At 59.0% G+C, this 20,162-nt stretch carries 21 protein-coding genes; 5 read left to right on the forward strand and 16 right to left on the reverse strand.

Going from position 1 to position 20,162, the window contains the following annotated elements:
• The coding region (locus ABY948_RS04775; protein WP_461481370.1) for a hypothetical protein at positions 1-208 on the reverse strand (208 nt) is incomplete at its 3' end.
• 540 nt (positions 209-748) lie between these two features.
• Here ABY948_RS04775 and ABY948_RS04780 point away from each other — a divergent pair.
• Positions 749-2,776 (forward strand): ABC transporter substrate-binding protein, encoded by a 2,028-nt coding sequence (locus tag ABY948_RS04780; protein ID WP_461481371.1) that lies wholly within the window; start codon positions 749-751, stop codon positions 2,774-2,776.
• A 14-nt stretch (positions 2,777-2,790) separates the two neighbouring features.
• On the opposite strand, the gene ABY948_RS04785 is transcribed toward ABY948_RS04780, so the two are convergent.
• The 5 genes from ABY948_RS04785 to ABY948_RS04805 form a co-directional block, all read right to left on the reverse strand.
• Positions 2,791-3,873, reverse strand: a complete 1,083-nt coding sequence (locus tag ABY948_RS04785) for an ATP-binding protein (RefSeq protein WP_461481372.1) — start codon at positions 3,871-3,873, stop codon at positions 2,791-2,793.
• An 11-nt stretch (positions 3,874-3,884) separates the two neighbouring features.
• Positions 3,885-6,182 carry an ATPase, T2SS/T4P/T4SS family gene (locus ABY948_RS04790; RefSeq protein ID WP_461481373.1) on the reverse strand — a complete coding sequence of 766 codons (2,298 nt, stop codon included), beginning with the start codon at positions 6,180-6,182 and terminating at the stop codon, positions 3,885-3,887.
• An 81-nt stretch (positions 6,183-6,263) separates the two neighbouring features.
• A complete protein-coding gene (locus ABY948_RS04795) occupies positions 6,264-7,175 on the reverse strand; it encodes a ribose-phosphate diphosphokinase (protein ID WP_461481374.1) in 912 nt (303 codons plus the stop codon).
• Complete coding sequence (locus ABY948_RS04800; protein WP_461481375.1) at positions 7,172-8,683, reverse strand: thymidine phosphorylase family protein; 1,512 nt, start codon at positions 8,681-8,683, stop codon at positions 7,172-7,174. The genes ABY948_RS04795 and ABY948_RS04800 overlap by 4 nt, the downstream gene beginning before the upstream one ends.
• 67 nt (positions 8,684-8,750) lie before the next feature.
• Positions 8,751-9,071, reverse strand: a complete 321-nt coding sequence (locus tag ABY948_RS04805) for a cation transporter (protein ID WP_461481376.1) — start codon at positions 9,069-9,071, stop codon at positions 8,751-8,753.
• A 175-nt stretch (positions 9,072-9,246) separates the two neighbouring features.
• Here ABY948_RS04805 and ABY948_RS04810 point away from each other — a divergent pair, with 175 nt between their 5' ends.
• A complete protein-coding gene (locus ABY948_RS04810; RefSeq protein ID WP_461481377.1) occupies positions 9,247-9,894 on the forward strand; it encodes a class I SAM-dependent methyltransferase in 648 nt (215 codons plus the stop codon).
• A gap of 25 nt (positions 9,895-9,919) precedes the next feature.
• Here the strand turns inward: ABY948_RS04810 and ABY948_RS04815 are convergent, their stop codons facing one another.
• From ABY948_RS04815 to ABY948_RS04830, 4 genes are all read right to left on the reverse strand, one after another.
• Complete coding sequence (locus ABY948_RS04815) at positions 9,920-10,627, reverse strand: HvfX family Cu-binding RiPP maturation protein (protein ID WP_461481378.1); 708 nt, start codon at positions 10,625-10,627, stop codon at positions 9,920-9,922.
• 108 nt (positions 10,628-10,735) lie between these two features.
• Positions 10,736-11,092, reverse strand: coding sequence for an HvfA family oxazolone/thioamide-modified RiPP metallophore (locus tag ABY948_RS04820; protein WP_461481379.1), 357 nt, complete (start codon positions 11,090-11,092; stop codon positions 10,736-10,738).
• A 309-nt stretch (positions 11,093-11,401) separates the two neighbouring features.
• Positions 11,402-11,638, reverse strand: a complete 237-nt coding sequence (locus tag ABY948_RS04825) for a zf-HC2 domain-containing protein (protein WP_461481380.1) — start codon at positions 11,636-11,638, stop codon at positions 11,402-11,404.
• A complete protein-coding gene (locus tag ABY948_RS04830; protein ID WP_461481381.1) occupies positions 11,632-12,237 on the reverse strand; it encodes an RNA polymerase sigma factor in 606 nt (201 codons plus the stop codon). Before ABY948_RS04830 ends, ABY948_RS04825 begins: the two co-directional genes overlap by 7 nt.
• A 257-nt stretch (positions 12,238-12,494) precedes the next feature.
• On the opposite strand from ABY948_RS04830, the gene ABY948_RS04835 reads away from it, so the two are divergent.
• Positions 12,495-13,949, forward strand: a complete 1,455-nt coding sequence (locus ABY948_RS04835) for a flavin-containing monooxygenase (RefSeq protein WP_461481382.1) — start codon at positions 12,495-12,497, stop codon at positions 13,947-13,949.
• A complete protein-coding gene (locus ABY948_RS04840; protein ID WP_461481383.1) occupies positions 13,946-14,866 on the forward strand; it encodes an alpha/beta fold hydrolase in 921 nt (306 codons plus the stop codon). The genes ABY948_RS04835 and ABY948_RS04840 overlap by 4 nt, the downstream gene beginning before the upstream one ends.
• A 44-nt stretch (positions 14,867-14,910) precedes the next feature.
• On the opposite strand, the gene ABY948_RS04845 is transcribed toward ABY948_RS04840, so the two are convergent.
• The gene (locus ABY948_RS04845) at positions 14,911-15,669 is read right to left on the reverse strand and encodes a phytanoyl-CoA dioxygenase family protein (RefSeq protein ID WP_461481384.1); all 759 of its coding nucleotides are present in this window, start codon (positions 15,667-15,669) and stop codon (positions 14,911-14,913) included.
• The gene (locus ABY948_RS04850; RefSeq protein WP_461481385.1) at positions 15,651-16,415 is read right to left on the reverse strand and encodes an aKG-HExxH-type peptide beta-hydroxylase; all 765 of its coding nucleotides are present in this window, start codon (positions 16,413-16,415) and stop codon (positions 15,651-15,653) included. Before ABY948_RS04850 ends, ABY948_RS04845 begins: the two co-directional genes overlap by 19 nt.
• A 67-nt stretch (positions 16,416-16,482) precedes the next feature.
• On the opposite strand from ABY948_RS04850, the gene ABY948_RS04855 reads away from it, so the two are divergent.
• Positions 16,483-16,965, forward strand: a complete 483-nt coding sequence (locus tag ABY948_RS04855; RefSeq protein WP_461481386.1) for a GNAT family N-acetyltransferase — start codon at positions 16,483-16,485, stop codon at positions 16,963-16,965.
• On the opposite strand, the gene ABY948_RS04860 is transcribed toward ABY948_RS04855, so the two are convergent.
• Genes ABY948_RS04860 through ABY948_RS04875 form a run of 4 tightly spaced genes read right to left on the reverse strand, consistent with a single transcriptional unit; the run spans position 16,958 to position 20,114 of the window.
• Complete coding sequence (locus ABY948_RS04860) at positions 16,958-18,019, reverse strand: M29 family metallopeptidase (protein ID WP_461481387.1); 1,062 nt, start codon at positions 18,017-18,019, stop codon at positions 16,958-16,960. The genes ABY948_RS04855 and ABY948_RS04860 overlap by 8 nt on opposite strands.
• A gap of 32 nt (positions 18,020-18,051) precedes the next feature.
• Positions 18,052-18,723 (reverse strand): 2OG-Fe(II) oxygenase, encoded by a 672-nt coding sequence (locus ABY948_RS04865; RefSeq protein ID WP_461481388.1) that lies wholly within the window; start codon positions 18,721-18,723, stop codon positions 18,052-18,054.
• Complete coding sequence (locus ABY948_RS04870) at positions 18,723-19,730, reverse strand: hypothetical protein (RefSeq protein ID WP_461481389.1); 1,008 nt, start codon at positions 19,728-19,730, stop codon at positions 18,723-18,725. Before ABY948_RS04870 ends, ABY948_RS04865 begins: the two co-directional genes overlap by 1 nt.
• Before the next feature lie 30 nt (positions 19,731-19,760).
• Positions 19,761-20,114: a hypothetical protein gene (locus ABY948_RS04875; protein ID WP_461481390.1), complete on the reverse strand. Its 354-nt coding sequence runs from the start codon at positions 20,112-20,114 to the stop codon at positions 19,761-19,763.
• Positions 20,115-20,162: the final 48 nt, after the last annotated feature.

Here is a 20,162-nt window from a genome sequence, read left to right on the forward strand (position 1 = left end):
GATCGATATGGGTGGGCCGATTGGCCGGCGGCAGGTCATTGTAAGTCAGCACCGGCGGTTGCAGCCGGTGGTAGAAGAGAATCACGGCATTATCGATGGGTAGCAGTTTTTTCAGGAAAGCCATCAATTGGCCCGGAAAGTTGTCCCGGCCCATGCCGGCCACGACCGGTGCCAGTCGTTTTGAATATTCCGCGACACTGATGGCCATCCACAGCGACCCTCTTCCCTTTCCCCTAAGCACAGTCTAGCGGTAATGGGGGAGGGTTGAAATATGGCGGCAGGGTGGTTGCCAGTGAATACGCCGCGGGGCATCCCCGTGACGAGGCGGTGGCAGATAAATCGGATCAATATTTAGGGGTGTTTGACGAGGGAGCAGCTGAGTCAAATGGTCGCACCCGTGCCTGCGGGGTATGGATTTGCCTGGGCTGTCGCCGTTCCGTGAATGACCGGCAGAGGTTGTGTGTTGCAGGATTTGAAGAACGGGTTATCATGCCAATACAAGGATGTTGCAACCGCTTTTCGCATCCTGTCACGGTCGAGCCTGACAGGGTGCAATAACAATAACCATCAGGTTGAGCGGTGCTGGTATCCGGGCCTCAGAAGTTTCCCGCTATATCTCTCTTGAGTTAACAGGACGTGCCGAAAGGCAGGCAGGGCGGTCAAGTCCCAACAGGAATGGCTGGCAGCCTTCCCAGCCGTCTCGCTGTGTTTAAAGCATGGCATTTTTTACGCTAAAGGTAACTGGCTGGTGTTGATTCAAAAAGTATTGCCGTTCAGGAAATTCCTGCCAGCTCGACCCGCTATCCAGCTGCTTTTGTCCCTGTTGCTCACGCTCGTCTGGCAGCCCTCGTCCTGGGCGCTGCAGACCCGTTCCGATGGGGCTGAGACGACAGTGAGCCTGCGCCTTAAATGGTTCCACCAGTTTCAGTTCGCCGGTTACTACGCCGCCCTGGAAAAGGGGTTTTATGCCGAGGAAGGGCTCAATGTGCATATTCTGGGGCGGGATCCTGGAACCTCTGTGGTGGACGATGTGGTCTCCGGGCAGGTGGATTTTGGTGTGGCGGATTCCAGCCTGATAGTCTCCCGTATGAATGGCAGCCCTGTGGTGCTGATCAACCCGATCTTCCAGCATTCACCGATGGTGCTGATCAGTCTGGCGGAAAAAAATATCCTCGGCCCTGCGGACCTGGCCGGAAAATCCGTGATGTATCAGCTGGACCAGGACGACGCGGCCATCGCCGCCACCCTCAGCGAAGTGGGTTTGGGACACAAGGATATCATCTCGGTACCCCACAGCTTTGATGAATGGGCACTGCTCAATTCGGATGTTGATGCGATGTCGGCCTACATCAGTAATGAACCCCTTGCCTACCGGGCCAGGGGCGTCAAGATTAACCTCATTAACCCGGCTAATTACGGGATTGATTTCTACGGCGACAACCTGTTTACCAGTGAGCGCATGGTCAACCAGCAACCAGAGACGGTGGTCGCGTTCAGGCGGGCCAGCATCCGGGGATGGGTGTACGCGCTCGATCACCCCGATGAAATCATCGACCTGATTCTGCGGAAATATAAGCCCGAGAAAAGCCGCGAACAGTTGGCATATGAGGCCAGGTCCATTCGCCGGATGGTCCAGCCCGATCTGCTGGAGGTTGGACTGATCAACCGCCATCGGTTTGACCGGATTGCCAATATTTACCGCGAACGGAATCGGGTGCCAAGGAATGCCGATCTGGCCGGCTTTTTTGTCGATGATTACCTGGCGCCCCCCGATGTTCGCTCAATGTTGCTTCGCTGGATGGTTCCCCTCGCCCTTGTGGCGCTGGCCGTTTTGGCCCTGATGTTTGTGCTCAACCAACGGCTGAAAATCAGGGTGTCCCAGAAGACCCGGGATGCCGAAGAGGCGCGCGAGGAAGTGGAGCGCTACCTGTCCATACTCGATCGCCACACCTGTGTCATGCGGGTGGATAGCGGCTTGAAGGTGCAATACATATCGGTGGCGTTTTGCCAGCTGACGGGTTACCAAAGCGACCAGTTGTTGGGGAAACCCCATACGGTTTTACTGGATCAGGCCCATAACGAAATCCGGGTTGGCCAGTTGCTGGAGGCGATAGCGGCGGGACAGAATTGGCAGGCTGAAGTCTTTCTGAAACGCCAGGATGGCGAGCAGCTGGTGATGGATGTCTTCGCTGAGCCGGTTATGGACCCCAGTGGCAAGGTCGCGGGTTATAACGCCGTTTATCTGGATATGACCCAGAAGAAAAATGCCGAGTTGTTGTCTATCACCGATACGCTGACCGGCCTCAACAATCGCAACAAGCTCGACAGCCTGCTGGTGAAAGAGAGCAAGCTGGTCAATCGCGGCAGCCCGGTATTTTCCATCATTTTGCTGGATATCGATCATTTCAAGCTTATCAATGACGACAATGGCCACCTGGTGGGTGATCAGGTGCTGCGCGAAATTGCCCGCTGCCTCAAACGCAATATCCGCGAAACCGATTATGCGGGCCGTTGGGGAGGAGAGGAGTTTATGGTGATCTGTGCCAACACCTCGCTCATGGGTGCCGAAACCCTGGCCGAGATGTTGCGCGCCAAGATGGCAGGCACGGCGTTTCCAGAACACATCCAGGTCACCAGCAGCTTTGGTGTGGCGGAATACTCACCGGGAGAAGCTATCGACAGCCTGATCAAACGCGCCGATGAAGGACTCTACTGGGCCAAGAACAGCGGCCGAAACTGCGTTCGCGCCAGGCCCTGTTACGTGGGGTCGGCGTAGGCTGGGGTCGGGGTCTACAGCAGTCGCCGCTGTTCATACACCTGCTGCCAGTGGCCACCTTTCTTGATTGCCACTTCCGTTTCAAAATAATGTTTCATGCGGCGGCGGTCGTCCTTGTTGTCCTTGAGGGCGGCGCCGATCAGGAAGTGCACCAGATTGTCCAGGGCCATGGCGCCATTGCCGTAATAGTAGGCGTGCACCCCCATGGCGTGGGCGACGGACACGGCTTCGGCTGTCGACATCACGGTGGCGGCCAGCCGGTCGGTGCTGCGGCCGTCCAAGGTCTGGCCGTTGCGCAGTTCGTGGAACAGGGTGGTCAGCACCTCGACAGTCTGCAGGTCGGGTTTGACCTCGACACCGGACAGGCGGATCAGTTTTTCCGACTCGCGCATCACCACGTCAATTTCGTCCGCCAGGTCCCGAATCGGCGGGATGGTTTCGAAATTCATGCGGCGCTTCAGGGCGGCGCTCATCTGGTTGACGCCGCGGTCCAGGGAATTGGAAGTGGCAATAATATTGAAGCCCTCCCGGGCGAACAGCAGCGCATCCTTGCCCAGTTCCGGCACCATGATCTGCCGCTCCGACATGATGGAGAGAACGGCATCCTGGATGTGTTGCGGGCAGCGGGCGATCTCCTCAAAGCGCACCAGCTGGCCCTCCTGCATGCCCTGGTAAATGGGGCTGGGGATCAGTGCTTCCCGGCAGGGCCCCTTGCTGTGCAGCAGTGCCTCATTCCAGCTGTACAGCAACTGGCTGACCTGGGAGATGGCGCCGCCCTGCACGGTGAGGGTGGACTGGCCGGAAATGGCGCAGGACAGCAGTTCCGACAGCCAGGATTTGGCGGTGCCCGGCTCGCCGATCAACATGGCACCGCGGTTGGTGGCGAGGCTGATGATGATGCGGGTGACCAGCTCTCGCTGGGCGACAAATTTGCGCTGAATGCCCAGCTCGGCATCGCCGAGCACGAATTTCTCCACCGCCAGCGGCGACAGATTCCAGCCGGGCGGAGCCGGACCCGGATCCCACTCGCGCAGTATTTCCAGTTCGTGCCGGTAGAGATTCTCCGCGGTGGGACGCTGTATGGCTTTATCGTTCATGTTCTCGGGTCTCAGGCCGGTTGTTCCCACTGCCAGCGGGCTTCCGGGGCCATCCGTTCGGCCGGCAGGATGCGGGGCAGTTCTGACAGCGGAATATTGCCCTGGATGACATGGTCGAGGGCGCTGTCGCGCATGGTTGCCAGGCCGCAGTCCAGGGCCAGTTTGCGCAGTTCACCCACCGGGATATGGCGGGCGATGGCATTGCGCAGTTCGGTATCAATTTGCAGGTATTCCACCACCGCCACCCGGCCGTGGGTACCGCTGTTGTTGCAGTGCTGACAGCCCTTGCCGATGTAGCAGCGGAAGCTGTCCGGGGTGCCGTCGGGGAAGACTTCCTGAAGAATGTCCAGCTCGGGTTTGGCCTCCACCCGGCAGTGGTCACAGATGCGCTTGGCCAGCCGCTGGGCGATCACCGCCAGCAGTTCACTGGCCAGCGAATTGGGGTGGACGCCCAGGTCAAACAGGCGCTGCATGGCGTCCACGGCATCGTTGCAGTGCAGGGTGGAGAGCACCACGTGGCCGGTTTGCGAGGCGCGTATCGCCTCCTGTGCCGTTTCGTGGTCGCGTATTTCGCCGATCAGGATGACGTCCGGGTCCTGGCGCACAAAGGAGCGCATGGCATCGGCAAAACTGAAGCCGATTTCCGGTCGCACCCGGGTCTGCTGGATATTGTTGATGGAGTACTCGATGGGATCTTCCGCCGTAATGACCTTGCGGGTGCCATCGCTGGCCAGCAGTTGCAGCCCGGCGTAGAGGGTGGTGCTCTTGCCGGAACCGGTGGGGCCCACCACCAGGACCAGTCCGGCCGGGTTGCGCAGCAGGCGCCGGTAGTGGTCGGATAGCTGTGGCGACAGGCCCAGCTTGTCGATACTGATCAGGTCGGAATTCTGTGGCAGCAGGCGAATCACCACGTGCTCAGAGTGCAGTGAAGGCTGCACCTGGATGCGCAGGTCGAACAGGGATTCCCCCACCCGCAAACGGGAGCGGCCGCCCTGGGGCAGGCGGCGTTCGGCGATATTCAACTCGGCGCGCAATTTGATCACATTGATCAGCCCGCGCAGTTCCGCCGGGCTGATATCGTAGTGGGGCAGGTCGTGCAACTCCCCGTCGACCCGCAGGCGGATGCGCACCTGTTTCTGATACTGCTCGATATGCAGGTCACTGGCCCGCTCGGCCACCGCATCCAGCAGCAGTGCCTCGAACAGCGAGATCAGGTGTGCCCCGACCTCCGGTTTGTCCTTGCCCAGCAGATCCTGGTCGGCAGCGGCCAGGGCTTTTTCCTCATAGGCGGGCAGGGTGGAGCTGTGGGCCTGCACGCAGAGGTCGGTGGCGGACCACAGGCGGCGGAAATCCGTGGGGGTGACTAGCAATTTCTCCAGTTTATGGCGCGGGAACACCCGCTGGATTTCCTCCAGGGAGGCCTCGGGATCGCTGGTGGCCACCCGCAGGGTGCCGCGGTCGATGTACAGGGGGATCAGCCGGTGGTGATCCAGGAAGGCCTGGGAAAAGCTGTTGAAAATCTTCGGGTCGAGGCGGCGCAACAGCATATCCACATTGCCCAGCTCCAGGTTGTAGCGCTTGGCCATGGTGCGGTAGAGGGCCATGTCGTCCAGATTGGCCAGCTCGCGCACCTCGTCGATGATCAGGGTGTTGTTGGCTTTGGCCCGATCCCGCGCCTTGCTGAGAATGTCCTTGTTGGCGAGACCCAGTTCGATGAGACCCTGTTCGTCCTTGTGGGAGAAATTGACACAGCCGTGTTCGCCGCGGCTGACCTGGCCGTGTTCGTCCAGGGTGTATTTCACCAGTCTGAGTAGCACCGATGGCGTGCACTCCACGCAGACCAGTTGGCCGCCGGGAGCCAGTTGCCCGATCAGGGTGGCGAGCTCGGTCACCTTGGGGGTGGACACGATAATGATATCGAAGGGCGCCTGCTGGGGGGCGCCTTCCTTGCCGTCCCCATGGAGCACCACCACATTGCCGAGCTTGAGTCCGCTCAGCCGATCCATGGCCGCATCGGCCATGGCGGGGTCCTTTTCGATGCCGACCACCTGGCTGGCGACCCTGGCCAGCACGGCACAGGCGTAGCCCAGCCCGGCGCCCACATGCAGTACTTTTGGATTGACCGGAAACGACAGGATACTGAAGATCTGGCTCAGGACCCTGGCGGAGGGGATGCTGTGGCCGGCCACCAGTTGCTGATCTTCACAGTTGATGAAGTCCTGCCGGTTGGTCTCCTCAAGTGCCGCTTCCAGCCTCGGGTCGATGCGGCGGTTCGGTTCTATCCCATTCTGACTACTGTTTATTTTCATAATGTCGTTGTTATCAGTGGTCTTGGCAAAACAGTTTAACCCGCTACAGCGTCAATGGATTGTTCTGACGCAAATTCCCGCTCAATTCTTGTGTCTGGGCAAACAGGCTGTGACGGCGGGCACCAGCAATGGCGTTATATCGATGCGGTTGGTGGGATGGGGGATGGTGTTGCAGGTTGCCAGTTCCCCCAGGCCCGCCTGCCGTAATGCCACATCGACTCGGTTGGCGAAAATGCCGTGCACGGCGGCGCAATTGACCCGCCCGATACCACCTTTTTTCAGGGCCGACAGGCATTGCAGGATGGTCTGGCCGCTGGCAATCACATCGTCGATGATCACCGCTGTCCTGCCACGATAGGGGGACAGCTCCGGCAGCTGGACTTCCACCTGGCGATCGCCAAAGCGATGTTTCTCGCCAATGACATAGGGGTGGCCGCTGGCGCCCGCCACCTCCGCGACCCACTGTTCACTTTCCGCATCCGGACCCACCAGTAACAATTGCTGTTGCCCGCGCAGCCAATCCGCCAGGGCGTGGGCACCCTCCACCCGTTGACTGGGTACGCTGTAGATCTCGTCCAGGGCGTGATAGCGGTGCAGGTGCGGATCGACGGTCACCAGCCAGTCCATGTGTTGGGACAGTATTCGGGCAAACAGTCTGGAGGTGAGCGCCTCGCCCTCGGCAAAGCGCCGGTCCTGGCGCATATAGCAGAGATAGGGGGCCACCAGTCCCACCGAGTTTGCCCCGAGATCGCGCAGGGTGCCGAGCAAAAAGATCAGCGGCAGAAAGGTCTTGTTGGGGTGGGCCAGGTTGGCCACCACCACACAGTCGGCTCCGGCCACCGGGGTGTTCACCTTCAGGTAGGTTTCTCCATCGGGAAACTGGCGGCTGTCCAGGCTGCCGACGACACCGCCCAGCTGTTCGCTCAGGGATGACAATAGGGGGTGGCCATCCAGTGAAAACAGGAGCGGAGGGTTGCCGGTCGGCATGCTCATGGGGCCTCCCCGATGGTGAAGATGGGGCCGTTGTCACGGTAGAAGGCGAGGGCGTAGTCCCGTTCACCCTTGCTTTCGCTAAACAGGGTGAACAGCGGCTGTCCGGCCGACACCTCCTGGCCCACATTGACCGCCAGCCGCAAACCGGCGGAAGGGTGGAAGGGCGCCCCGGCAAGTTTGGCGACCCGGGCCAGGCGGCGGTTGTCGATGGCCGTAATCACGCCACTGTGATCGGCGTTTTCTGTATGTTGGAAATGGGCGTCGGGCAGCACCTTCAATCGGCCCTGGGTGCGAATGATCCGCTGGAACTGCTGCCAGGCCTGCCCACTGGTTAACAAGGCCTCTGCCTGTAACAAACTCTCCTGTAGACCATTGCCATTGGCCATATCCAGCAGGTGGGCGGATAACATCAGTGAGCGCTGGCGCAAATCCTGGGGCGCTTCCGGCCGATTCTGGAGTACCGCCAGAATGTCCCGGGCCTCCTCAACCGGCCCGATACCAAAGCCCACGGGGCGGCTGCCGTCGGTGATCACGCAGCGGATTTGAATGCCGCAGGCGGCGCCCACTTGGGAGAACAGGGAGGCCAGCCGGTCGGCTTCCCCCTGGGTGCGGATTTTGGCGGTGTCCCCCACCGGGATATCGATGACCGTATGGGTGGAGCCGGCAGCAATTTTTTTCGACAGCACCGAGGCGATCAACTGGCCTTCGCCGTCCAGATCCAGTGCCCGTTCAATACGGATCAGCAGGTCGTCCGCCGGGCTCAGGTTAACACCGCCGCCCCAGGCCAGGCAGGCGCCGGTTTCACTGACCACCCGCTGAATATCCGCCAGTTTCAGATCCACATTGGTGAGGGTTTCCATGGTGTCTGCCGTGCCGGCCGGGGAGGTGATGGCCCGCGATGAGGTTTTGGGGATGGTCAGCCCGGCGGCGCTGACCACGGATACCACGATGGGGGTGGTGCGATTGCCGGGTAAACCGCCGATACAGTGTTTGTCAAAGATACGCTCCTGGCCGGGCCATTCCAGCCGTTTGCCACAGGCAACCATGGCCTTGGTCAGTGCGGTAATTTCATCCACATCCAGGCGATTGCCGGCACAGGCGCTGAGAAAACTGGCGATGGCGATATCGCTGTAACGGTGGCTGCTGATGTCGGCAATGATCTGGTTGAGTTCTTCCTCATTCAGGGGATGGCCGTAGATCTTTTTCCTCACCAGGCTCAGGGAGGTGAGCAGGGGCGTGTGCTGAACCATCAACTTGCTGCCATTTTTCACCCGCAGGTGCTGCATGGCGATCTTTGACAGCCCCACGCGCCCGGCGCCCATGACATGGGTGTCGACCACATTGAGGGTGGCGATCAGGGTGCGGCCATTGGCACTGAGCGTTAAACGGCTGCTGGCGGAAAAGCCCTCGGCGCGGCAGATATCGCAATCTTCCCGCATGTAGACCACTGGTTCCTGGTGGGTGTCGATGCCCATGTCCAAAACTTCAAGAACATGCGTCGGCTCCATAATGTCCCTCTGTCGGTGATGATTTTATTGTTATCGGCGTCGGCCTGATCTTATGACAACGCCCCGCTCAACGCTTACTCTTTTCTTCCCTATCCCTGCCAATCAGATGGTCGTAGCCCTGCCGGGAGTGAGTCCACCAGTCGTGATTGACCTCAATATGGTGCTTTAGCAGCAGTTCCAGGATGCCCGCTTCGTTGAGCTTGGAGGTGTCGTAGGCGATTTGCAGTGTCTGCTGCTGTTCATCGAAGCAAACCTTATCACAGGGATAGCAGGTGGCGATTTCCGTCAGGGCGCTCTGCACATCGGCCAAATCTGGGCAATTGAGCTTCAGGTGGTGTACCACCAGATTGACTTCTAGCACCGGCTGTTTCGGTTGGCGATCACCCATGATGGTAACTCCTGGGAACGTGACGGGTTGTCGGAAAACCCCGCTACTTGATAGAAAGTACAGTTCCAAGTGCCGGAAAGATCAAGCCGGTGATGCTGCATTTGACGTTTCCCGGAGGGGGTGGCGCGCAACTTGCCGTCTTTACGGGAATGCCGGGCTGGTTTAGCCTGCCGCTATGGCCTTCGATAAAAAATACAGGTTCAGCCTCACGGAAAGTTCCTTTCGTCGCCAGGATGAAACCCCGGATGAGGCGTTTTATCGGGTGCCGCGTTTTGTCAGCCACATCGACCCGTTTGCCATGGATGCGGTGACCGAACTGTACCGGCAATATCTGCCGGATGGTGGTGTCATCCTCGACCTGATGAGCAGCTTCCTCAGCCATCTGCCGGAGGAGTGCCGTTATGACAGGGTGGTGGGCCTGGGTATGAATGATCGTGAAATGGCCAACAACAGACAACTGGATGACTGGGTGGTGCAGGATCTCAATAGGGAACCCCGGTTGCCATTTGTGGATAGCGAATTTGATGGCGCCGCGATCTGTGTCTCCATCAACTACCTCACCCAACCCGTGGTGGTGCTCGCCGACCTGGGCCGGGTGCTGAAAAGCGATGCGCCGCTGGTGATTAGCTATTCAAACCGCTTTTTTGAAACCAAGGCCACCGCCGCCTGGTTGTATTTGCAGGACGAACAGCGCGCCCACCTGGTCAGGCATTTTCTCGAAGCGGCGGGTTGTTACCGGAACATCGAGTTAATGGATCGCAGTCCCGAATTCGGTGATCCGCTGTTTGCGGTGGTGGCCAGGGTGATGAAAGCCAACCCCTAGTTTTCAGTTTCTCTCATCTTCTTGTTTAGTCGTAGGCAAACTTTGTGGCCGGTTGCTCCGCTGTTTGACTGTTGTCGCCATACTGACGGCGGTTTAACCAGCATACGAGCCAGTAATCCAGGCTGACCAGGCGGCCGGCACCGGTAAAAAACAGCGACAACAGCATGATGAAATAGGTGGCGGCGAATTCGATGCCATTGTTGAGAATGACGAAGTTGCCCTTTTCGGTCAGTCGGTCGTAATCGCCGTACTGGTACAAAATATCCCGCGCCTCCTTCAAGCGCACACCCACTTCCGCACTGTTGGCGAGGCTGTGTTCCGCCGCGCCAATGCTCACTGCCGCCAGGGGCTGGGCCATGCTGGTGTCCGGGTTGGACGGGGCGATGGCAAACCAGCCGTTGTCCCAGTGCACCGAGAAAATCGCCACCAGCATGGTGATCATCAGGGGAATGGCTATATAGCGTGTTGCCAGGCCAAACAGCAGCAAAAAGCCACCCAGCAGTTCCACCGCTGTGGCGAGGAACGCCATCAGCCAGGGAAGGGGCAGGCCGAGTCCCCAATCCTGGTTGCCAAACCACGCCACCGTGCTGTCAAAGGCGGCGAGCTTGGTGAGACCGGCGGAGAGAAACACCGGCGCCAAAAACAGCCTTAGCAGCAGTGGCGCCAGGTAATCCAGATGGCGAGTCAGGTTGAGCCATTGGTGAAGCTTGCGGCTTGATTTGATGATGTTCATGGTGCTGACCTGCTTTGTCTCGGTGGGTTGCCCGGTTGGGCTGTGAATGAGGGGTGGCGGAACAGGGCGGCCGCGGCCGCCCGTCCCGGCGTTAGCGCGACGAATGGGTTATTTGCTGCCGCATTTTCCTTCGCTACTCTTGGCGGCAGCCTTGCCTTCACCGCATTTGCCCTCAGTGGCCTTGGCATCGGGCTCGCCTTCACCACATTTGCCCTCGGCAGTTTTGGCCGCCGCTTTTGCCTCGCCACACTTGCCTTCGGCTTCCTTGGCGGCTTTCTTCCCTTCGCCACATTTGCCTTCACCGCATTTGCCTTCGGCGTCCTTGCCGGCGACTTGGTAGCCGCTGCCGATATCGTTGGCCACAAAGGGATTGTCGGCCAGGGCAGCCAGGGGTGCGCTGAAGCTGGTGGAGATGACGGCGAGACCAATGGCGGTTTTCAGGGTGTTAATCGATGCTTTTTTCACGTTTGACTCCTGGTCGTTGATTGAGAAAGTAGCTGTTCAATGGATGCGTTACTTCTGTTTTTGTTACAGGTGACACCCGGGTTAAAAGATTTGCCCGTATCGTTTACGGTCGGCCATTGCAGGCAGTGCCTATGACCGGATAGCCCTAACGGCTGGGCACCGGACCTGACATGTACTGCCTGCAATGTACGTTATGGATGCAGCTCGGTGAGGTTTGTTACACCGCGACGGGTTTTGAGGTGAAATCAGCCCGCCGCCGGTTGGCGAGCAGCGAAAAACCTGGGGGGGAGGGCGGCTGGAGCGAGCAGGTCAGGCGCCAGGTTTTTCGCCGGAGGCAATGGCGGCCATGATTCTGGCGACATCCTCATCGCTGGCGGGTTGATGCATATAGGGAATGGCAAAAATCAACATGCGCAATTGCCGCACATAGCGGCGGCAATGGTGGCAGATCAGCAAATGAAATCTGACAGCCAGCCGCTGGCGCCAACCCAACCCACCGTCGAGCAGATGGTCTGCGTCTTTGACGACCTCACGGCAGCTCAGCACTCTCCGGTCTCCTGATAGTGATCCACGAGTTTGAATAACTGCGTCCGTGCGCGGTGCAACAACACCCGTGCATTGGATGCGGAAATGGACAGTTCGTTACAGATTTCCTCGAAGGGCAGGCCGCTGGCATCGCGCATTTCCAGCATCGACCGCTGGTTGGCGGGCATTTCGGTCAGCAGTCTTTCCAGGCAGTCCGCCAGGTGCTCGCCCATCAGCAGGCTGTCGGGTGAGTCCACATGCCAATCGCTGGGCGGGTCCTGCCAGTGGCCGTCTTCCTGAAAGCGGGATGCCAGCGGGTCGTTGCCCTGGTCCGGATTTCCCCAATCGCTGAACAGCAGTTCGCGCTTTCGCTGGCGCAACTGCATTTTGGCTTCGTTGATGGCGATTCTGCCCAGCCAGGTGCGGATTTGTGAGCGTTCCTCAAACCCGGCAATGGCGTGATAGGCCTTGAGCCAGGCATTCTGCACCGCCTCCTCGGCTTCGCTGGGACCGACAATCGGCGTGACAAGTGCCACCAGCGCCCGGTGATGGTCGCGAACCAGCTCTGCGAAGGCTGTCTGGTCGCCGCCTTTTAAGCGCGCTAATTCATTTTTGTTCAATGGGTTGTCCCGCCGTGGCCAAGCTGCTCTAGATCCTCTGGTTAGAGAAGGCCTGATCAAAAATCGTTCCTTTTCACCGAGCGCGCTGATTATAAAGGGGTGTTTTGCCAATCAGGTACTTTTTGTGGAGCGGGGCGGTACCATCTGGGGAAATAATATAGACAGAGGCTTTCACCGGGGGCGAATAAGACAGAAACTGCCCTGGTATTCAAACGCTAAGTCCTCCTCACAGGGACATCAACCAGGGGCACCAACCCGTGCAGTCAGAATACGACGTCTTGATCATCGGTGCCGGGTTGTCCGGTATCGGCATGGCTTGCCACCTGCAGCGGGAAACCGCGGGCAAGCGGGTGGTTATTCTCGAGCGCCGCAATGCCATTGGCGGCACCTGGGACCTGTTCCGCTATCCCGGTGTTCGCTCCGATTCCGATATGTTTACCATGGGCTATGACTTCCGACCCTGGAGGGCGCCCAGGGTGCTGGCAGCGGGCGGCATGATCCGCGACTACATCACCGAGACCGCACGGGAATACGATGTGGAAAAAGCTATTCAGTTCGGGGTGAAGGTGATCAGTGCCGATTGGTCGACTGAGCGGCAGCGGTGGCAAGTCAGCGGTCTGCTCGAATCGAGCGGGGAAGTGCGCCACTACAGCTGCAGCTTTCTGATCAGTTGCGCCGGCTATTACAACTACGATAAAGGTTATCTGCCCAAATTTCCCGGTATCGAACGGTTTCAGGGGCAATGTATACATCCCCAGTTCTGGCCGGAGTCACTGGATTATCGCGGCAAAAGGGTGGTGGTGATCGGCAGCGGTGCCACGGCAGTCACCCTGGTGCCGGCGCTGGCGAATGAGGCCGCCCATGTGACCATGCTGCAGCGTTCGCCCAGTTATTATCTGAGCGTGCCCGGCTATGGCAAGTTGCTGCGCCGGCTCGAAAAGATACTGCCCCGCCGCTGGCTGTACGGGTTTGTCCGCTCGTGCAACATCGGGCTGCAACGGTTTATCTACAACCGCGCCATTGGCAATCCCGCGAGGATGCGCAACTACCTGTTGGGACAGGTGCGCAAGGCCCTGGGCGAAGACTCTGATATGCGCCACTTCACCCCCGATTACCAACCCTGGGAGCAGCGCCTGTGTGTGGTGCCCAATGGCGATCTGTTTAAAGCAATCAAACGCGGCCAGGTATCGGTGATGACCGATGAGATCGTGACGTTTGTCGAACAGGGGGTTCGGCTGAAATCCGGCGCGGTGCTGGAAGCGGATATTGTGATCACCGCGACGGGGTTGCAGTTGCAGACATTCGGCGGCACCGCGCTGAGTCTGGACGGCCATGTGGTCCAGGCCAGTCAGCTGGTGAGTTACAAGTCCACGCTGATGCAGAACCTGCCAAACCTGGCGTTTATTCTCGGTTATGTAAATGCCTCCTGGACCTTGAAAGCCGATATTGCCTCCCGCTATATCTGTCGACTGATCAATTACATGGATCAGCATGCCTATGCCGTTGTGATACCCCGCGCCCCGGAGGGCGAAGCTTCAGGGGAAAGTGCCATGAATACCCTCAACTCCGGTTATATTCGACGGGGCAATGCCGAGCTGCCGCGTCAGGGGCGCCACCTGCCATGGCGCGTTCTGCATGCCTACGGGGCGGACCGGGACATGTTGCTCGATACCCCGGTGGCCGATGAGTTTTTGGAGTTTTCGCCCCGGTGAATAGCGTGCTCGGTGTGCTGGCGGCCCTGTTGCTACTGGTGTTTTTCGACCGGCTTTTTCCGGCAACAGCCGCCCGCCTGGCCTTGGGGTTGGAGCGCGGGCGCTCCGGCCTGAAACGACATACTGCTGTTGCAGGTAGCTTTACCATGCCCTACCTGGAAGGCGGGCAGGGTGAACCACTGGTGTTGATCCACGGTTTTGGTGGAGATAAAGATAATTTCACCCGAATAGCCCGTTTCCTGACGCCCCATTACCGGGTCATCATCCCGGACTTGCCGGGATTTGGTGAGGCGAGCCGCGATCTCAATGCCGACTACAGCATTGCCGGGCAGGTGGAAAATATCTGTGCCTTTCTGGAGCAGCTGGGGCTGCGGCAAGTGCATCTGGGCGGTAACTCCATGGGCGGCTTTATCGCGGCCCAATTGGCGGCAATGTACCCCGACAGGGTGGCCAGCCTGTGGCTGCTGGATGCGGCGGGCACCCGGGCTGCCCATAACTCAGACCTGTTGAAACTGTACCTTGCTACCGGTGAGTTGCCGCTGCTGTTGTGTTCAGTGAAGGACTTCAGGGCCCTGATGCACTTCGTGACCCACAAGCCGCCTTTCATGCCCAATTCTATCTGGAGAACACTGGTCAAACGGGCGGTGGGGGATTACCCCCTGCACAAAAAAATCATGGCCCAGGTGACCGCATCGCCACTACTGGAAACGCAGTATTCAGCGATCAATGCACCGGCGCTGATTGTCTGGGGCGAGGAGGACCAGATCCTCCATCCCTCCGGTGCCGAGGCTCTGCATCTCCTGTTGCCAAACAGCCGGGTCTGGATGATGCCGGGGGTCGGGCATATGCCGCTGCTCGAAGCCCCCGCTAAAACGGCAATGGATTACATCGACTTCCGCTCGGCGCCAGCGGACTGATGCCGGTCGCGTTACAGATAACGGCATTCGGGGTAACTCCAGCGTCATGTGCTGCTGTTGCCCAGGGCCGACGCCGCCAGGCCGGGCCACTGTGAAAAGGGTTCCGCGTAGGGTTTTTGATCCGCCACAAGGTATTGGCGGTGTCTTTGCCTGATGACCAGGCCATAACGTATTTCCGGGCTGTAATTGGGTGAGCCGCTGTGGGCCAGTAGCGGGTGGCAGAGGACGACATCGCCAGTCCTGCCTGTGACAGGGGTTGCCTGCGGTAATTGCAGCTTAGACAGGATGTGCCTGCCGCCGTCTTTTGCCGCCTTCAGTTCCGACAGGCCATTGGCCTTGATATAGGCTGCCATTCGGTGATGTGAGCCAGGCCATACATGGAAGGCGCCATAGTCGGGAGCGGGGACATCGCTCAGGAACACGAACAGGTGAGCGCAAAAGGCGAAAAAATCCCCATGGCGGGTTTGTTCCTGAAGGGGGTTCCAGGTGCCGTCGATGTGCGGGGCCAGCTCGACGACGGCCGGGCGTTGCAGTTCGGATAACCTGAGGATGGGGTAGACATGGTCTGGCGGCAGGATATCGCCATTGGTTAACTCGCTGAGCAGTGTGGATACTTCCGATTGTTCGGCGATATCCCGCAGCACCGGGTCGTTGGTGAGACTGGGGAGCAATAGCGTTTGCTCCACCACCTGTGCTTCGGCAAACGCCGCGTGAATATGATGTCTCGCCGCAGTGATCCGCGAGGGGGAAATGGCGCTGCGGAATACGCTGTAGCCGTCGCGTATCAGATTGTCTGTGTGCATGCCTCGTTACTCAGCAGTGCCTGGCCTCTGCGGGTCAACAGATGTTGATGTTGCCAGAGGTGGGGATGGGAGAGGGAGACGGCTGTCTGAAACTGTGCCGCCAGCATGGGATTGCGCTGTGTGAACCAGGCGCTCAGCCAGCGCGCCACGCAAAGGGCGTGATAGGACGCCCAAAAGGTTCGGATCGGTTCCTGATTGGAGGGGTAGACACTGCGCACGGCGCTGGGCAGGGAGGGCGGGTTGTCGAACGCGGCTTCCTCGAAAAGGCCGAAAACCGCATCCTCGAGAAAAAGTGCCTGATGCACGGTCTCGTGAAGGAGACTTTCCGCCACTTCTTCAACCCCCCAATGGCTGCCGGGTCTCAGCCAGATCACGCCGGGGTGGTCGGACTGGCTGGCGCCCCCGCAGTGGCCTGATTCCACGTCCACCACGACAATAAAATAGCACAGTGTGCTGACGGTTTCGGCAATGCCCGGGCGCCACAACGCGATTAAATCGAAAGCCCTCCGTACCAGTGATTGCGCGTGAGCTGTTGTGACGGACCTGTAGGCTGGGGGCGCCTGCTGTGTGAACGATTGCAACAGGGTCTGGCAAAGAGCATTGCCGGGATCGGACAGGACAACCGGGTTGGTGGCGTAGGCTTCCGCGGGTAGGTTGAAGGCCCCGAGCTTGAGTAGTTGTCGAAACCATGCGCAGCGTACGGTGTGCGGCGTTGCCGTCGAACACAGGCCGGCGCCATTACGCATGGCATCCAAAACCCTTGCGGGGTCTAGTAAACTGGGCAGTACAGTATTGATGGCAGTGGACTCTTTTATGGTTGATCTTCGCATTGAGCAGGCGCAACAACAACACGCATCGGCATTGGACATGCTGGAGCGGGAACATTGGGATGATGGGACGCGTCCCGCGCCACCGCCGCCAAGCCCCTTTCTGGAACGAAACCCGATAGCGCACACCTGGGTTGCCGTCGATGGCCATCAGCGTGTCCTCGGGTATGTGGTGCTGGGCAACCGCACACCCTTTGCCAGCAATGCCCATGTTCTCTGCCTGCGCTCCCTGGTGGTGGCTCAAACGGCGCGCCGCCGGGGGATTGGTCGGCAGCTGTTAGATCGCGCCATTGCAGAAGCGCGCCGCAGGGGTGTTCGCAAACTGTCGTTGACCGTGCTGGGTTCCAACCGGCGGGCAATCGAGCTGTACCGCCAGCAAGGTTTCAGGGAGGAGGGGCGCCTGGTGGACGAATTCTGTTTTGGTTCAGAGTATGTGGACGATCTGTTCATGGCCCTGCACTTTACCTAATTGGCTTGGTGAAGCATTGGCCATCGTAGAACTGCTGCTTGTTTACCTGGATCAGGGTGCTGGGACAGACAAAGTCCAGGTGCACGTTGGTCTGGAACCTGCTGGTGTTTGCCGGGTCAGCGCCGACCCCGATGTGTACCCCCGGTACCGCCTCGTTTGAGGTGGCGGCCCAGTTGTGGATCAATGGGCCGGCCGACGGATTCATGCCAATACCGACTTCCACCAGATGCAGGAAGGCTTCGTCTTCGTCACAGATTTGCCGAAACAGTTTGGCGGAGTGGCCTTTGACGGAGTCGATAGCGGTAATGCGGGACAAGGAGATGGCCAGTACCAGGGGATCGGACATCACCAGCCTGCCCAACTGTAGCGCGTGTTGGCAGAGAGCTTTCTCCAGCTGTCCCGAGCGCAAGGGCAGCAGGTTAATCCCTTCAGCGCAATAGAGTTCTCCGTTGACCGCGTTGCCGTGATAAAAAATTTCTGCACCCGGGGCAAAACGCATATTGCCTTCGCACAGGGGGCCCGCCAGTTCCATCCAGGGCTCGGGACCCCTGACGGTCAGCACATGCTCGTAGCCGGGACCGGTGTGAAAGTCGATCACATAGGCCGGGTCGTCATCCAGGAAATGAAAAAAACAGTCCACATCGCCAAGCTGTGTGTTGGGGTCACCGCTGACATAGCGTTTTAACAGCGTCTCAACCTGGCTTTCCTCGACGTCGTATCGGGGGAATTCAAAACTGGTGTAGTCAATGCCGGTGCTGATCTCGGCGAATTTTACGGCGGATTGCTCGTTGCCAAAAAATGTCGAGACAGTGTAGTCGTGCACGGAGATATAACGCCGCTGGGGATCCCACAAGGTTTCCAACAGCGCTCGCTGGCTGTCCAGTTTGCGGGCGTCGATAATTTTCCAGGTGGTATCCGTTACGCCGCCGAGGCCGTCCCGGAACCATTTTGGCAGTGCGATATCCGTGAACAGCACGCTGATGTGCTCGCGCGCACCGATGTCAAGGTTCAGATACTTTGTAAAAAAGGCAGTCGTCTGTTGCGAATAGTCCATGCTCGGTTATCCCTAGGCGTTCTGTTTGGCCATCACCGGTAATGCAGGGTCCAGGTGTGGCGCATGCTGTCCGGTGCCGATTCCGCTATCGGCTCCACCCAGTGAAATGAGCCAGAATGGGGGGCAAACAGCACGGCCTGATTGAGTTTTGGGTAAGAGGTGACCCGGGCATTGCTATCCGTCCACGCAAAGACTGTTTCGCCCCCCCATTCCCGGCGCCACTCCTGTGTGAGCGAGATGGACAGTACCAGGGCAACCGGATCGTCGGCAGAGCCGGCATCGAGATGGGGGCCCAGGAATGAGCCTGGCCCCCACCGGGTCAGTACATGGCGGGGGTCCATGTACGCTATCTGTCGACCGCTGATCGTGCTCAGCCATTGCAGGGTGTCTGGGCTGCCCAGCGATTTGGCGACCCGTTCAAAGACCTCATTGTTCAACTGCCTGGGGCGGGCGTGAACGGTGAGGTGCGGATAATTGGGGTCCGGCTCCCGAAAGGCTTTTTCGAGGTCGTGTTCGGAGTGGCTGGGAGACCAGACACAGTAGTGTGAGAAGCTGATGTCCCCCAGCGCCTGAATCAGGGTGGCGGCAGTCTGCTCGGTAAAAAATGACGATACCACGGCAAAGTCCCGCAGTGGCGAGGGGTGGCTGAACAGGCTGAATAAATCGTCCTGTCCGGTGATGAGGGCGCGGTTGATCAATGCCATCACGCCAGCTTCATGAAGGGTTTTTGATTCACATTGACGGCCCCCCTCGGGGTGATCAGATCGATATGAACCAGCATGTTCCTGTCGTGGCTATCATCGGGATCGGGATCGCCGCCCAAGCCGATGTGAATCCCCGGACAACCTTCGTTGGAGGAGGCCGGCCAGGTATGGATCAACTCCCTGCATGCGGTATTGAATGAGATACCCACCTCGGTGACTCGGCGGTAACCTGAATCAGACAGCAAGTGTGTCAGTCTGCGGGCCAGGTTGCCCTTGCTCTCGAACCCCAGGACGCTGCCGCCGGTAATTTTCACGGTGACGGGATCATGTTGGAATTCGCCACTCAAGGCCGTTAATGCACGCGCCAGGGGCGCAGCTTCCGGCGCTTCCGGTGTCGCCAGCAAGCCACCATCAATGGTCAGTGCCCCGTCGATGCAACTGCCGGTATAGGCGACTTCTCCGCCCGGCAGAATACGACTTTCACCGTCCACCAATTTCCCCGCCAGTTGAAACCAGGGTTTGTTGTCGATGATGTGGAGCACAGCTTCGGAGGTGGTGACGTCGACATTGTAGTTGTTGTCACTGGCGAGGGCCTCAAAAAAAAGATTTGAGGCCATGTCCTGCAGGTGATAGTCAGACTTCAGCACGATATCGAGCATGTGCTGAGCCTGCGATAGTTGGAAGCCCATTTCCAGCGAAGGGAGCTCCAGGCGAGCGCAATCGCCCCTTGGCAACCTGTCCTGAAGCGCTCGCACCGCGCCAAAGGAGCGATGCTGACAGAGAATGGCGAGGATGGAAATATAGTGGCAATGGGGGCTCAGCCCCAGGGAGTCCAGTGCTGCCAACAAGTCCTCGCCCGCCGCATGGTGCGCGCGGGTGAGGTCCAGGTGCCGCACTTCAGACGCGGATTGTTGCAATGCGCGCCTGATCGTCCCCGCAATGTCCGCTGCGCCGGCGAAGTCTGTTATGACCAGCGTCGCGTGGCGCGGTTGCTCAAGGTTGAGCAACCCCTCTATTCCCGGCACGTTCGGACAGGCTTATTTGTTTTTTAACGAAGTGGTCGCAGACCAGATATCGTAAAATTTGGAACCCAGTGAGCGGATCCGCAGGGGTTCGGCGCTGGCTGAGGTGGTGATATCGACCGCGGTGTCGGCATCGAGCTTGACCCCGGCCATTTCCTCCAGAGCGTTCAGGTTCCCAATGGGTTTTCTGTCCAGGGCAAAATCGGCCGCCCATATGTCATAGGCCGCGCTGCCAAGAGAGCGGATGCGAAGTTCCCTTTTCTTGCCGTTTCCGAGATCGATACTGATGTCCGCATCCCCTTGCAGGTTGACTCCCAGCGCGGATTCCAGTTTGGCGAGGTCTTTCTTGGGTTTGATGGTGTCCGACATTTCTACTCTCCTTGTATGGTGTGGAAGTGCCAACATATTGAAAAAATC

Origin of the sequence: Porticoccus sp. (genome assembly GCF_041592135.1) — a bacterium.
Lineage (GTDB): Bacteria > Pseudomonadota > Gammaproteobacteria > Pseudomonadales > Porticoccaceae > Porticoccus.